The following is a 14,549-nucleotide window of genomic DNA, read 5'->3' on the forward strand; positions in this document are numbered from 1 at the left end:
AAATGAAGTTTATATTTTTATCATTTTAATCGTTATCGATATTATTAATAAAATTGAGTTAGAATAAAATTTAACTTTAGTGTTAAATAATATTAATAATAGATAGATTAAGTTACCGAATAAATAATTAATTAAGTCTATTGAGTCATGGTGAGCTGAATCAATTAATGCTAAGTAGATATCTTTATTTGAACGTCTATAACATTAATATTCATTAACTCTTCATTTTTTTTCATTTTTAGATTTGTTGAGATCGACTTTTTAAAGTTAAATTTATCTATAACCTTGTGATTTATAATGCCTTTATATGAATTTGATTTAAGTGTAAAAAAACTTGCGCAAAAAATCTTATTGGATATAATGCACTCACGTTACAAATTGAAATATTTTGTAGCGTGTTATAACGCCTAATTTATTTATTATCTAAGTTATCCGCATTTGGGTACTTATTTTTTATTGCACCAGGTAGACCGTTGTTTTCAGTCGTTCCAATTTCTGGTAAGTAGATTTTATTTACTTATTCAAACCACTTCTTATCTTTGATAAGCAGTGAGTAAAATAAAACGTGAAAGGCAGAGAACTACACATAGCATTTTATTATTTTAATAAATTTAGAAGCCATAACATTTCGGTGTTATGGCTTTTTTATTTTGCTTGTTATACCTGCCGTTACTGCTGCTTCTAAGTTAAGATTTTTAGCATGTGTGCTTTGGTGTGTGCCATTTTGATGCTTATTCTCAGTTTATCGCTCCTTATCAACTAGAGCTTGCCTGGTTAAAAAATACAAATAGTTAACAAAGCATTTTTCAATTTTTTAGATTTATGACCACTTCTTTTATCTATTCTCACAAAAAAAAGAAATAGGCTCTATTTGGGAATTATTTATCGATAGATTGTGTTTTTTTTATCCACAAAAACAACAGGGATTTAACATTAAATTTTATTTACGCTAATTTCGTTATAAATTCGATATGTTATAAAATAACCTAATGAAATTATTGCCAGTATGTACTGATTAGTAATTATTAATGATCTTATCTTTTTGACGTCGTCTTATATCGATATGTATTTAATTTTATAGCGATTTTGTGTTAAGGGAGTTTCTTATTCCAAAAACGAATATGCTTATAACTATATGAAAAATGATAAGAAAAATAGACCAGCATTTGACTATAAAATAAACAGCATCATGGTGATTAAAAATTAATAACAAAAGAAGAGTCATTAAATTGGTAATGAAAATAAGCTGAAATTAAATATATTAATGTAATCATTTCTTGTTTATGAAATGCAATTTTTAACATTATTTATGATGTAATATAAAGGTTGATAATATGAAAAAAAGAGTCACCATTATAATTAAAAAATATATTAGAACTTATTTTTAATAATTTTTATTAGAAATTGGAAATAATGAATTATTAATTTTGTATTATTTTAAATATATTGTCTTATAATTTGTTTATTTTTTGTCTTTTTTATAACTCATTAATTATTAAGGGTTTAAATGCGTTCTCTCACCTTGTTTTTAAAGTAATGATAATTATTTCTATTTACCTTATCATTATTAAATAGCGTTTTAATAAATTTAAAATGACGAAATATATAAAAATTAAGCATTAAACCTTATATTGCTGAAACGTTTTTACTCACATAAAAGAATAATTTATTTTTTAATGAATTATCGCTTGATAATGATCAAGTCATTATTGTGTCGGAGTGTTAAAAAGGCGGTGTTTTAAAATTATTCCAATTAAAAATCATCATATCAGGAGAGATATATGGCCTTGGGGAATAATGTTTTTTCCCATCATGGTATTAACCGACGCGATTTTATGAAATTGTGTGCTGCGTTGTCAGCTACCATGGGATTAAGCGGCAAAGCTGCCGCAGAAATGTCAGAAGCAATGGCATCACCTGAACGCCCACCCGTTATCTGGATTGGTGCTCAGGAATGTACTGGGTGTACGGAGTCTTTATTACGAGCAACTCACCCGACTCTGGAAAACCTCGTTCTTGATGTTATCGCACTTGAATATCATGAAGTGCTTTCTGCAGCTTTTGGTGATCAAGCTGAAGAAAATAAACACAATGCGATGGAGAAATACAAAGGTAAGTACGTCCTCGTTGTTGACGGTTCAATCCCAGACAAAGACGGCGGTGTTTACTGTATGGTTGCAGGAAAACCAATTCTTGAGCATATCAAAGAAGCCGCTGAAGGGGCTGCTGCGATTATTGCTATTGGTTCATGTTCTGCATGGGGGGGGGTACCTGCTACTGGGGGCAACCCAACAGGCGCTAAATCACTGGAAGCTATTTTACCGGGTAAAACCGTTATCAATATTCCAGGATGTCCACCAAACCCACATAATTTCTTAGCAACTGTTGCACATATTATTACTTTCAACAAATTGCCTAAGTTAGATAGCAAAAACAGACCGCTTTTTGCTTATGAGCGTTTAATTCACGAAAACTGTGAACGTCGCCCTCATTTTGATGCGGGTCGTTTTGCTAAAGAATTTGGTGATGAAGGTCATCGTCAAGGCTGGTGTTTATACCATTTAGGCTGTAAAGGTCCTGAAACTTATGGTAACTGCCCAACATTAGAATTCTGCGATGTCGGTGGTGGGATCTGGCCTGTCGGTATTGGCCACCCCTGCTATGGTTGTAACGAAGAAGGTATCGGCTTTACTAAAGGTATTTTCCAATTAGCGAATGTTTATCAGCCAACACCAAAAGCACAAGTGCCTGATGTTAATGCAAAAGAAGGTGGCGGTGTTTCTTATGGTGCTGCTGGTTTACTGGGTGCTGTCGTGGGTGCAGTTGCGGGTGTCAGTGTGATGGCTGTGCGTCAATTAGGCCGTGACAAGAATGCCACAGGAGCCTCACAGGAGGATAAACGGTGAATAGGCGTCATTTCTTTAAGCTGGCATCAGGTGGGGTTCTCCTTGCGGGAATGGCACCCACTGCGAGTCATGCTGCGGCGCAGAACCGTCCCCCAATTCCTGGGTCTCTCGGTATGCTCTACGACTCTACACTGTGTGTAGGCTGTCAAGCATGTGTCACAAAATGTCAGGAAATTAATCACCCGGAGCCAATGGAGCGTGGTGATACTTACGCGAATGGTGATCCGATTTGGTCAAACAATGACAAATTAAGTCCTTACACAAATAACATTATTCAAATTTGGCGTGATGGTACTGGTGAAAATAAAGACCAACTGGAAAACGGTTATGCCTTTATTAAGAAACAATGTATGCATTGTGTTGATGCAAACTGCGTTTCTGTTTGTCCTGTTTCTGCGTTAACCAAAGATCCAAAAACCGGTATCGTCCATTATCACGCAGATATCTGTACAGGTTGTCGTTACTGTATGGTGGGATGTCCTTATAACATTCCAAAATACGATTATGATGATCCATTTGGTAAACTCTATAAATGTGAGCTTTGTAACCAAAAAGGGGTTGAGCGCTTAGATAAAGGCTTATTACCGGGCTGTGTTGAAGTTTGTCCTACTGGTGCAGTTATTTTCGGTACACGCGAAGAGTTGCTTGAAGAAGCAAAACGTCGTTTAGCGAAAAAAGCGGGTGAAGAATATCATTACCCACGTCAAACCATTAGTGGTGGCGATACTTATCTACATAAAATTCCTGAATATCAAGATCATATCTATGGTGAGTTTGAAGGTGGCGGCACGCAAGTCATGGTACTTTCTGCTGTTCCTTTCGACAATTTAGGCATGCCAGAAGTCGCACCATTATCAACGGGCGCACGTTCTGAACATATTCAACATACGCTTTACAAAGGCATGGTATTACCAATAGCAGCCCTTGCAGGGATCACCTATTTGGTTAACCGTAATAGTAAAAAACAAGAGCAGGAACACCACAAGGAGGATAACGATGTCGAGTCATGATCCTCGTCCACTTGGCGGTAAGTTATTTACTCTCGCAGTCAGAGTATTTTTACCGCTTGCTGTGCTCGGTTTTATTCTTATTGGTAAGCGTTTGGTATTAGGTCTGGGCGATGTCTCTGATCTGAATGGGGGATATCCTTGGGGTATTTGGATTGCTTTTGACTTATTGATAGGAACAGGCTTTGCATGTGGTGGTTGGGCACTAGCATGGGCTGTTTATGTCTTTAATAAAGGAGAATTTCACCCATTAGTGCGTCCTGCATTGTTAGCGAGCTTGTTCGGCTATTCATTAGGTGGTTTATCCATCGCTATTGATATTGGTCGTTATTGGAACATGCCTCACTTCTTTATGCCGCAATACTTTAACGTTAACTCAGTGTTGTTTGAAACAGCGACCTGTATGACCATCTATATTATGGTGATGGCATTAGAATTCTTACCTGCGTTATTAGAACGTTTAGGTTGGAAAGTGTCGTTGAAACGTCTTAATAAAGCGATGTTCTTTATTATTGGTCTTGGTGCTTTACTGCCAACCATGCACCAATCTTCAATGGGATCATTAATGATTTCAGCAGGTTGGAAAGTACATCCACTGTGGCAATCTTATGAGATGTTACCGTTATTTTCTCTGTTAACGGCCTTTCTCCTTGGTTTCACTATCGTTATTTTTGAAGGCTCTTTGCTAAAAGCAAGCCGTACCATGAATGATGATGAAACACCGCTATTTACTAAGTTAACTAAAGTGATCGAAGTGTTACTGATCGCATTCTTGGTATGTCGTTGGGGTGAAATTATTTGGAACGGTAAACTGAGTTATATCGGAAATGGGGATATGTTCTCGTGGTTATTCATTGCTGAAAGTGCATTATTATTACTTCCTCTTATTTTGATGCATTTAAATAATAACCGCCGTAGTCCAAAAATGCTGTTTGTTTGTGCTGTATTTATCTTAATTGGCGCAGCAATGTGGCGTATGAACTACTCTTTAGTTGCTTACAATCCAGGCAATGGTTACCACTATTTCCCAACAGCAAGCGAATTGCTGATTTCTATTGGTTTCGTTGCATTTGAAGTAACGGCTTACATTCTTATTATCCGTTTATTGCCGGTTTTACCTGCACAAACAGATTCAAATATACAATTAAAAAAGGCTGAGGTTAAATCATGAGCCAACGCATTACTATTGATCCTATTACCCGTATTGAAGGGCATTTACGCGTCGATTGTGAAATTGATAACGGAAAAGTTGTTAAGGCTTGGTCTTCCGGTACCATGTGGCGCGGAATGGAGGAGATCCTAAAAGGAAGCGATCCTCGTGATGCATGGATTATCGTGCAACGTATCTGTGGTGTTTGTACGACAGTTCACGCGATTGCCTCAGTACGTGCCGTTGAAGATGCTTTAGGTATGGATATTCCTGTCAATGCGCAGTATATCCGTAACATTATTTTGGCTTCTCATATTCTTCATGACCATATCGTTCACTTCTATCAGCTTTCTGCGATGGATTGGGTTGATATTACTTCTGCATTACAAGCGGATCCTGAAAAAGCATCAGCAATGCTGAAAGGGGTTTCTAAGTGGCAATTGAACTCTGCTGAAGAGTTCAGAAAAGTTCAGAAGAAAATTCAAGGATTAGTGGACAGCGGTCAGTTAGGTATTTTCGCTAATGGCTACTGGGGTCACTCAGCCATGAAATTACCACCAGAAGTTAACTTGATTGCGGTTGCTCACTATCTGCAAGCCCTTGAGTGTCAGCGTGATGCCAACCGTATCGTAGCGGTTCTGGGGGGGAAAACACCGCACATTCAAAATTTGGCCGTGGGTGGTGTTGCTAACCCAATTAACCTTGATGCCCCAAGTGTTCTTAACTTAGAACGTTTAATGTATGTGAAGCACTTTATCGATAATCTTGGCGATTTTATTGAACAAGTTTATAAAGTCGATACTGCAATTTTCGCTGCTTATTATCCAGAGTGGCTAAAAATTGGTAAAGGTGCGAACTACTATTTATCTGTACCTGAATTGCCTATTAACGGTAACAATACTGAGTTTTTATTGTCTGGTGGCTATATGGAAGGCGTTGATTTCTCAACGTATCGTCCAATTAAAGACTGGAAAGATGAAAACCTGAAGGACGGTATTGAAGAAAGTGGTAAACACGCATGGTATGAAGATGATGAACCATTAAAACCATGGGAAGGTTTGACTCGTCCTAAATATACAGGTTGGGATGAGAACGAAAAATACTCATGGGTTAAGTCACCAACATTCTATGGTAAACCTGTCGAAGTCGGGACATTAGCATGGTTAGTGTGTGGTTTAGCCGGTAAGCATGAAGGGACTGTTAAACACTATAACGAAGTTAATGAAATCTATACTAAGTTAACAGGTGAAACACTGGTTAACGAGCAGTTAGAGTCAACTTGGGGACGTATTATTGGACGTACTGTTCATGCTTGCGTATTACAAGATTCTCTGAACTTCTTATGGCAATCACTGGTTGACAATATTGGTCGTGGTGACACGACTGCCTTTATTAAACCAGAGTTTGAACCAGGTAAAGAATACCGTGGCGTGGGTTTTGAAGAAGCTTCTCGCGGTATGTTATCTCACTGGATCGTGTTTAAAGACGGTAAAATCACTAACTATCAGGCAGTTGTTCCATCAACATGGAATGCGGGTCCTCGTAACTTTAATGATGAACCGGGTCCTTATGAGTTATCACTTGTTGGTACACCTGTTGCTGATCCGAAAAAACCATTAGAAGTGGTAAGAACGATCCACTCCTTTGACCCATGTATGGCGTGTGCTGTGCATATGGTTGATTTAACAGGTAAAGAACTAAGTAAGGTGAAGGTATTATAATGCGAACTCTCGTCTTAGGTATTGGTAATTTATTACTAAGCGATGAAGGCATTGGTGTTCGTATAGTAGAAGCGCTCGAAGAGCGCTTCTCTTTACCAGAGAACGTCGATGTGATTGATGGTGGCACATCAGGTATGGAAATCTTGCAAGATATCGCGGCAAGAGACCTCCTGATTGTTGCTGATGCGGTAAGAAGTAATCATGAACCGGGCAGTATTTTTGTGTTACATGATGATGATGTTCCTGCACTTTTTACACAGAAGATCTCGCCTCATCAATTAGGCTTATCTGATGTGCTTATGGCATTGCGTATGACAGATGAATTTCCACGTAAGCTTATTTTAGTGGGTATTGAGCCTGCTTCATTAGAGCCAAGCATGTCACTGTCTGACATTGGTCAAAAATCAATGGAAATTGCGTTAGAACATGTCGTCAATATTTTGCGTGAATATGGTATTTCTGTCACACCCAAAGAGGTAACAGCATGAGTGAAATAAGCTGGGATATCGTAGGATACGATGAACCGCCTGTTGAGCAACTTGAAGCGCGTTTTAGTGAAATTGCTGAAAAAGAGATGAAAGGGCTTCCTTTTTATCGCGAAGGCGTTCCTGTAAAAGCAGGGGGCTTTACCTTATTTGAAAATCAGTGGATTGGTGCTGTTCTTACTCCTTGGATGTTAGAACTTGTTGTCTTTCCTGGACCTTCACAAGAATGGCCACATCGAAAAGTAGGTGATCGCATTGGATTAGAATTACCTTGTGGTCAGATTAAATTCGTTGTGGGGGAGCTTGCGGGTGATATGCAGTATCTTGCTTGTTCATTGATGTCGCCACTTGATAGACACCTTTCAGGGGAACATGCTGTTGAGTTGGTGGAAAATAGTGTAAAAATGGCTCTTTCTCTTCCTGTTCAGACACAATCCGTAGCAGAAGTTGATTTAAGTCGTCGTTCTCTCTTCCGTGGTCAGTTAAGATCATAGTGTAGAAATTTTACGCGACACAGAGTCACATTCTTCTTATTGAATAGTACAGGAGTCAGAATATGTGTAGCACTTGCGGTTGTGGCGAAGGCAATGTCAGAATTGAAGGCGTAGAGCCTCATTCACATGAGCATCACCATCATCACTCTCATGACCATGATCATCACGACCACGGTCATCATCATGATCACAGCCATCATGGGCATGATCACCATCATGAACACAATGCTACTCCAGCGAATACTGTTCATAAATACATTGATAAGTCTGAACAAAAGCATAAGCATAACTACGAAACACATGGTCAGCCTATCATCGTTCATCACCACTATTATCATAACAGTGGTGATGTTCATCTTCATTTTCATAACGATGCACAGCTAAACGAAGCCCCTGTTTTCCATGAACATCATCATGGACATGACGATCATCATGAGCATGATCATTCACATAGTCACGACCATGCTCATGATCATAGCCATGAGCATTCGCATCATCATTCACACAGCCACGATCATGCACATGGTCATGACCACGGTCACGAACATGAGCACGAAGAGCAATTTAGCCCAGTGATTGAAAATCAAAATATGCATTATGGCCAAGGTGAAGCAGGAACACATGCTCCCGGTATTAGCCAAAAGCGTATGTTGAAAATTGAAATGGATGTGTTGGATAAAAATAACCGCATTGCTGTTCATAACCGTGAGCATTTTGAACAACAAAATGTGTTGGCTTTGAATTTGGTTTCAAGTCCCGGTTCCGGTAAAACGACACTATTAACACAAACATTAAAACAGTTAGCGCAACGTGTGCCTTGTGCTGTGATCGAAGGCGATCAGCAAACCACTAATGATGCGGATCGTATCCGTGAAACCGGTGTGCCAGCGATCCAAGTGAATACAGGTAAAGGTTGTCACCTTGATGCACAAATGGTGCATGATGCGACACACCAATTAGGCTTACAAGATAACAGCGTTCTCTTTATTGAAAACGTGGGTAACTTAGTTTGTCCTGCCAGTTTTGATCTAGGTGAAAAACATAAAGTTGCTATTCTTTCCGTGACTGAAGGTGAAGATAAGCCACTGAAATATCCGCATATGTTTGCTGCGGCTGATTTAATGATTATCAACAAAATTGATTTAGTGCCACATCTGAATATCGATGTTCAAGCCTGTATTGAATCGGCTCGCCGTGTTAACCCAAATATCGAAATCATTGCATTATCAGCAACAACGGGTGAAGGCATGGAAGAGTGGTTAGCTTGGTTGGAGAGTCGTTTATGTGCTTAGGTGTTCCAGCTAAGATTGTTGAGGTGGGCGAAGACGTCCACCAACTCGCTTATGCCGAAGTCAGCGGCGTCAAACGTGCTGTTAATATTTCGATGGTATGTGAAGGCGAACCCAGTGAATTATTAGGCAAATGGGTACTTATTCATGTGGGATTTGCCATGAGTATTCTTGATGAGCAAGAAGCACAAGATACCCTTGATGCATTACAGCATGTTTATGGTGTGACCCTCGAAGAGGCTGATGATGCAGTACGTTGATGAATTTCGCGATCCTGAACTTGCGAAAGCGTTACTCGCCCAAATCCGTGAAACGATTTCACAATGGCCTCATCCTATTAAGCGTCCATTACAAATTATGGAAGTGTGTGGTGGGCATACACATGCCATTTTTAAATTTGGCCTAGACCGCTTATTACCAGAAGAAATTGAATTTGTTCATGGGCCGGGTTGTCCTGTTTGTGTATTACCGATGGGGCGAATTGATGCCTGTTTAGAAATCGCCGCTCGTCCTGACGTGATTTTCTGTACTTTTGGTGATGCAATGCGAGTACCGGGCCGTAATGGCTCAATGCTTGATGCGCGCCGTCGTGGCAGTGACATTCGTATTGTCTATTCACCGCTCGATTCACTCAAAATTGCACAAGATAACCCAGATAAACAAGTTGTCTTCTTTGGTTTAGGTTTTGAAACGACGATGCCGAGTACGGCAATGACGCTACAACAAGCGAAATTGCGCGGTCTTAAAAACTTTTCTCTGTTTTGTCAGCATATTACTATCGTGCCTACTTTACGTTGTCTACTAGAGCAAGATGATGTTCGCATTGATGGCTTTATTGCACCGGGGCATGTGAGTATGGTGATTGGCTGTACGCCATATCAACCGCTATGTGACGAATTTGAAAAGCCTTTTGTGGTGACAGGATTTGAACCATTAGACTTATTACAAGCTATACTGATGGTCATTAAACAACTTAAAGCAAAAGCAGAAAATACAGATTATGTTTTAAGTATTGAAAACCAATATAGTCGCATTGTACCGAATGAAGGTAATAAGTTGGCTCAAAAAGCACTTAGCGAAGTGTTTATGTTAAAAGAAACCAGTGAATGGCGTGGACTGGGTGAAATCCCAATGTCAGGTATTCAATTAACACCTGCTTATTCTGAGTTTGATGCTGAATTACGTTTTACTCCTGCACCGCAGAAAGTGGCTGATAATCCACAATCTCGCTGTGGCGATGTATTAACAGGACGATGCAAACCTTCCGATTGCCCACTCTTTGGTAAAAGTTGTACACCAGAAACGGCATTGGGTGCCTTGATGGTATCATCAGAAGGTGCATGTGCGGCTTATTATCAGTATCGCCGTGAAGGTAATATATGAAACAACCTGATGAAATCACCTTAGCCCAAGGAAATGGTGGGCAAGGTATGCAACAACTTATCGAAGGACTATTTTTAAAAGCATTCGATAATCCATTATTAAATGAAAAAGAAGACCAAGCGCGGATCGCGTTAAATGAATTAACCACTCTTGGCGATCGTCTTGCATTTAGTACAGACAGCTATGTCATCGATCCGATCATTTTCCCTGGCGGAAATATTGGTAAATTATCTGTTTGTGGTACGGCTAACGATCTTTCTGTTGGTGGTGCGGTGCCTCGTTACCTTTCATGTGGTTTTATTCTTGAAGAAGGGCTTCCCTTTGAAACCCTCGAAACCCTTGTCATGGCGATGGCAAAAGCCGCTGCGCAAGCAGGAATACAAATTGTTACGGGGGATACGAAAGTGGTTCCTCGTGGTGCTGCGGATAAGATCTTTATCAATACGGCAGGTATTGGGGTTATTCCAACCGCAATTAATTGGGCTGCAAGCAATATCAAAGCTGGCGATAAGATCTTAGTGAGTGGCACGATTGGCGATCATGGTGCAACAATTCTGAACCTTCGTGAGAATTTAGGGTTAGAAGCCGATCTACAAAGCGACTGTGCTGTTCTTGAGCCAATGATTGCGCCTTTACGCCAAATTAAAGGTATTCGTGCATTACGTGATGCAACACGAGGCGGAGTGACCGCAATTTTACATGAATTCGCTCAAGCCAGTGGTTGTGGCATGAATGTGCATGAAAGCAAATTACCAATGAAACAATCTGTTCGTGGTGTTTGTGAATTATTAGGGCTTGAAGCGCTGAATTTTGCTAACGAAGGAAAAATTGTGTTAGTGGTATCACCAGAAGCGGAAGCCCAAGTACTTGAAGCATTACATCAACATACTTTAGGTAAAGATGCTTGTACTATTGGTGAAGTCACTGAGGATAATTATATTCGATTAACGGGAATTTTTGGGACAAGCCGTATTCTTGACTTACCTTATAACGAGCCACTGCCTCGTATTTGCTAAGCACTTATTTCCCACTTATAAATGAAAAGTATTGCTGAATTTATAAGTGGGATAAGTTATTTATCTGTTACAAAAACTTTGTTATAACGCAAATTTCCTTCATTTATCTGAATACTGACTCTTTGATAAAAAAATTATCGGAGTAACATGTTCGCCTCATCCTACTGCGTGGAGAGTGTCTCTCGTAGAGGTTAGCTTTAGGAAAAAACATGTCTTGGTCAGAATTTAAATCCCAGTACCTGATCCGTTTTTGGAAGCCTCTTCCAGCCGTTATCGCGGCAGGTATCTTATCAACTTATTACTTTGGTTTAACCGGCACTTTTTGGGCTGTCACTGGTGAGTTTACTCGCTGGGGAGGGCACGTTATGCAATGGTTTGGTGCTCACCCTGAAGAATGGGGTTATTTTAAAATTATCGGTCTTGAAGGTACGCCATTAACGCGTATTGATGGTGTGATGATTATCGGGATGTTTGGAGGTTGTATTATGGCTGCTCTTTGGGCTAACAACGTCAAACTTCGCCATCCTCAACATAAAATTCGTATTCTTCAAGCTGTTCTAGGGGGGATCATCGCAGGTTTTGGTGCTCGTTTAGCAATGGGGTGTAACCTTGCTGCCTTCTTTACGGGTATTCCTCAGTTCTCTTTACATGCTTGGTTTTTTGCGGTTGCAACGGCAGTCGGTTCCTATTTTGGTGCCAAGTTATCATTGATGCCTTTATTTCGTATTCCAGTAAAACTACAAAAAGTTAGCCAAGCGTCACCTATCACTCAAGATAAACAACGTGCGAAACGTCGATTTAGATTGGGAATGGTTATCTTTTTTGCCATGATTGCGTGGTCTTTAATTATTCTCTTTGATTCACCAAAACTGGGTTTCGCCATGCTAGGCGGTATTGGTTTTGGTATTTTAATTGAACGCGCACAAATCTGTTTTACCTCTGCTTTCCGCGACTTATGGATCACAGGCAGAACCCATATGGCAAAAGCGATTATCATCGGTATGGCGGTGAGTGCCATTGGGATCTTCAGTTATGTCCAATTAGGTGCTGCGCCAAAAATTATGTGGGCAGGACCGAATGCTGTCATTGGTGGCTTACTCTTCGGTTTCGGTATTGTGCTTGCTGGTGGGTGTGAAACGGGCTGGATGTATCGAGCAGTGGAAGGTCAAATCCATTTTTGGTGGGTGGGATTGGGTAACGTCATCGGCTCCACATTATTGGCTTACTACTGGGATGATTTTGCCTCAGTGATCGCAACGGATTATGACAAGATTAATTTACTTGATACCTTTGGCCCTGTGGGGGGATTAGGTGTGACGTATCTGATGTTGGGTCTGTCATTTGCATTATTACTTTTGTGGGAAAAACACTTTTTCCGTAAAAAAGCCCAACAAGCAGACTCTATTTCAACGCAGATTAATAAGGAAATTGCATGAGCCAGAAAGACACTATTATTCCTGATTATCGTCTAGATATGGTTGGTGAACCTTGTCCTTACCCTGCGGTGGCAACGCTTGAAGCTATGCCATCACTGAAAAAAGGCGAGATTTTAGAAGTGGTGAGTGATTGCCCTCAATCAATCAACAATATTCCACTTGATGCGAAAAATTACGGCTATACCGTGTTAGATATTCAACAAGATGGCCCAACGATTCGTTATTTAATTCAAAAATAAATTATATTTTTATTAGATAAAAAAACAGCCTATACATCGCGAATGATAGGCTGTTTTCTTGGGAAGAAGTTATTATTCGGCTTCGCCACCTAAGACTTCGGTGACTCGTTCAATTAAAGCGCTTAATTCTCCGGTCATTAAAATAAAGTCGGCATCAAAACGTTGGGCAAAATCAGCTTTATCAATATCATCATTTTGCTCACGTAACGTTTCACTGAATTTAATGCGTTTGATAGAACCATCATCACAAAGCATAAATTGAAGGCGATCTTCCCAATCCACTGAAAGTTTGGTGACAAATTTACCCGCTTCAATATGCGTCGCAATTTCGTCAGAAACTAATTCTTGTTTCTTACAACGAATAACGCCACCTTCATCTAGCACTGCTTTTAGCTCTGCTTCATCCATTAAGGTAAAACCCGCTGGAAGTTCTCCAGAGCGTACCCACTCTGTCATTTTTAATTCAACGGATTCATTAAAATTCAAAGGAACAACAGGTAATGACCCTAAGGTTTTACGTAACAATGCTAAATTGTCTTCGGCACGCTTTGCACTGCCTGAATCAACAATAACGCGTTGTTTTTCTAAATCTAGCCAAATAAATGTTTGTGAAAATTTGCTAAAAGCACGAGGAAGCAGAGTATGAACAACCTCATCTTTTAAGGTGGCTTTCTCTGTTTTTTTCAGTTTACGCCCTTGTTCCCCCTCAAGCTTTTCAACTTTATCTTGTAAGGCATTTTTAATCACAGTGGCAGGTAGGATTTTGTCTTCTTTCCGTGCACATATCATGACTTGTTTGCCAGCAACATGAATAAGCGCTTCACCGCGATCACCCATCGGCGAAACCCAACCTGTTCGTGTCATATCTTGGCTACTACAAGGTGTGAATGCCAATGAAGCAAGCTGTTGTTCTAACTCATCCATTGACAGTGCTATCTCTTTATTTAAGCGATAGACCAAAATATTTTTAAACCACAGCATCTGACATTCCCCTTAATCATTATTTACCTCAATATGATACTGAATGTTGAGGGTATCTAAAAGGTAATATCCCTTAAAAGAAAATCTATATGGTGTTATTGAATAAAAAGATAAAAAAAGCTGAAACGAATAATTAGTAAATCTACTCTATGATAATGCGTGTTATTCTTATTTGACTTGAATTAATTAAGAATATTAATAATGAAATAATGTAATTTTTAGCACAAGCTATTATGTGACAATAATCACAAGATTTTATTTTTATACTCTTTTTTGTTTACAAACTGAAATCACTTTCAGATTTATCCCTGCATTAATTTACAAAACAAAAATATTCTTGACGCCCTCATGTGATAATTATCACAAAATTAGGAAAATGTAGGCGGGGTTTTTTCATAATTAACAAGGTGATTAAGATCACAAATATAGATATTTTTTTTTC

The 14,549-nt window shown here is 39.4% G+C and carries 13 protein-coding genes; 12 read left to right on the forward strand and 1 reads right to left on the reverse strand.

Annotated features, from left to right (window positions below):
• Nucleotides 1-1,781: 1,781 nt before the first annotated feature.
• From hybO to yedF, 12 genes are all read left to right on the forward strand, one after another.
• The gene (hybO, locus tag B6258_RS03935) at nucleotides 1,782-2,906 is read left to right on the forward strand and encodes a hydrogenase 2 small subunit (protein WP_075674248.1); all 1,125 of its coding nucleotides are present in this window, start codon (nucleotides 1,782-1,784) and stop codon (nucleotides 2,904-2,906) included.
• Nucleotides 2,903-3,916: a hydrogenase 2 operon protein HybA gene (gene hybA / locus B6258_RS03940; protein ID WP_036911746.1), complete on the forward strand. Its 1,014-nt coding sequence runs from the start codon at nucleotides 2,903-2,905 to the stop codon at nucleotides 3,914-3,916. Before hybO ends, hybA begins: the two co-directional genes overlap by 4 nt.
• Nucleotides 3,903-5,084, forward strand: a complete 1,182-nt coding sequence (gene hybB / locus B6258_RS03945; RefSeq protein ID WP_023580918.1) for a Ni/Fe-hydrogenase cytochrome b subunit — start codon at nucleotides 3,903-3,905, stop codon at nucleotides 5,082-5,084. Before hybA ends, hybB begins: the two co-directional genes overlap by 14 nt.
• Nucleotides 5,081-6,784: a hydrogenase 2 large subunit gene (hybC, locus tag B6258_RS03950; protein WP_099074170.1), complete on the forward strand. Its 1,704-nt coding sequence runs from the start codon at nucleotides 5,081-5,083 to the stop codon at nucleotides 6,782-6,784. The genes hybB and hybC overlap by 4 nt, the downstream gene beginning before the upstream one ends.
• Nucleotides 6,784-7,272 (forward strand): HyaD/HybD family hydrogenase maturation endopeptidase, encoded by a 489-nt coding sequence (locus B6258_RS03955; RefSeq protein ID WP_099074171.1) that lies wholly within the window; start codon nucleotides 6,784-6,786, stop codon nucleotides 7,270-7,272. The genes hybC and B6258_RS03955 overlap by 1 nt, the downstream gene beginning before the upstream one ends.
• Complete coding sequence (gene hybE, locus B6258_RS03960; RefSeq protein WP_099074172.1) at nucleotides 7,269-7,763, forward strand: hydrogenase-2 assembly chaperone; 495 nt, start codon at nucleotides 7,269-7,271, stop codon at nucleotides 7,761-7,763. Before B6258_RS03955 ends, hybE begins: the two co-directional genes overlap by 4 nt.
• 62 nt (nucleotides 7,764-7,825) lie before the next feature.
• Nucleotides 7,826-9,055 (forward strand): hydrogenase nickel incorporation protein HypB, encoded by a 1,230-nt coding sequence (hypB, locus tag B6258_RS03965; RefSeq protein ID WP_099074173.1) that lies wholly within the window; start codon nucleotides 7,826-7,828, stop codon nucleotides 9,053-9,055.
• Nucleotides 9,046-9,312 (forward strand): hydrogenase maturation factor HybG, encoded by a 267-nt coding sequence (hybG, locus tag B6258_RS03970; protein ID WP_006535180.1) that lies wholly within the window; start codon nucleotides 9,046-9,048, stop codon nucleotides 9,310-9,312. Before hypB ends, hybG begins: the two co-directional genes overlap by 10 nt.
• Nucleotides 9,299-10,435, forward strand: a complete 1,137-nt coding sequence (gene hypD / locus B6258_RS03975) for a hydrogenase formation protein HypD (protein WP_075674243.1) — start codon at nucleotides 9,299-9,301, stop codon at nucleotides 10,433-10,435. The genes hybG and hypD overlap by 14 nt, the downstream gene beginning before the upstream one ends.
• Nucleotides 10,432-11,451: a hydrogenase expression/formation protein HypE gene (hypE, locus tag B6258_RS03980; RefSeq protein ID WP_099074174.1), complete on the forward strand. Its 1,020-nt coding sequence runs from the start codon at nucleotides 10,432-10,434 to the stop codon at nucleotides 11,449-11,451. The genes hypD and hypE overlap by 4 nt, the downstream gene beginning before the upstream one ends.
• Nucleotides 11,452-11,660: 209 nt before the next feature.
• Complete coding sequence (gene yedE, locus B6258_RS03985) at nucleotides 11,661-12,887, forward strand: selenium metabolism membrane protein YedE/FdhT (RefSeq protein ID WP_099074175.1); 1,227 nt, start codon at nucleotides 11,661-11,663, stop codon at nucleotides 12,885-12,887.
• Nucleotides 12,884-13,126 carry a sulfurtransferase-like selenium metabolism protein YedF gene (gene yedF, locus B6258_RS03990; protein ID WP_006535172.1) on the forward strand — a complete coding sequence of 81 codons (243 nt, stop codon included), beginning with the start codon at nucleotides 12,884-12,886 and terminating at the stop codon, nucleotides 13,124-13,126. Before yedE ends, yedF begins: the two co-directional genes overlap by 4 nt.
• Nucleotides 13,127-13,198: 72 nt before the next feature.
• Here the strand turns inward: yedF and rdgC are convergent, their stop codons facing one another.
• Nucleotides 13,199-14,107, reverse strand: coding sequence for a recombination-associated protein RdgC (gene rdgC, locus B6258_RS03995; RefSeq protein ID WP_099074176.1), 909 nt, complete (start codon nucleotides 14,105-14,107; stop codon nucleotides 13,199-13,201).
• Nucleotides 14,108-14,549 lie beyond the last annotated feature (442 nt).

It is taken from the genome of Proteus alimentorum, from assembly GCF_002607735.1.
In the GTDB taxonomy this organism is placed as follows: domain Bacteria; phylum Pseudomonadota; class Gammaproteobacteria; order Enterobacterales; family Enterobacteriaceae; genus Proteus; species Proteus alimentorum.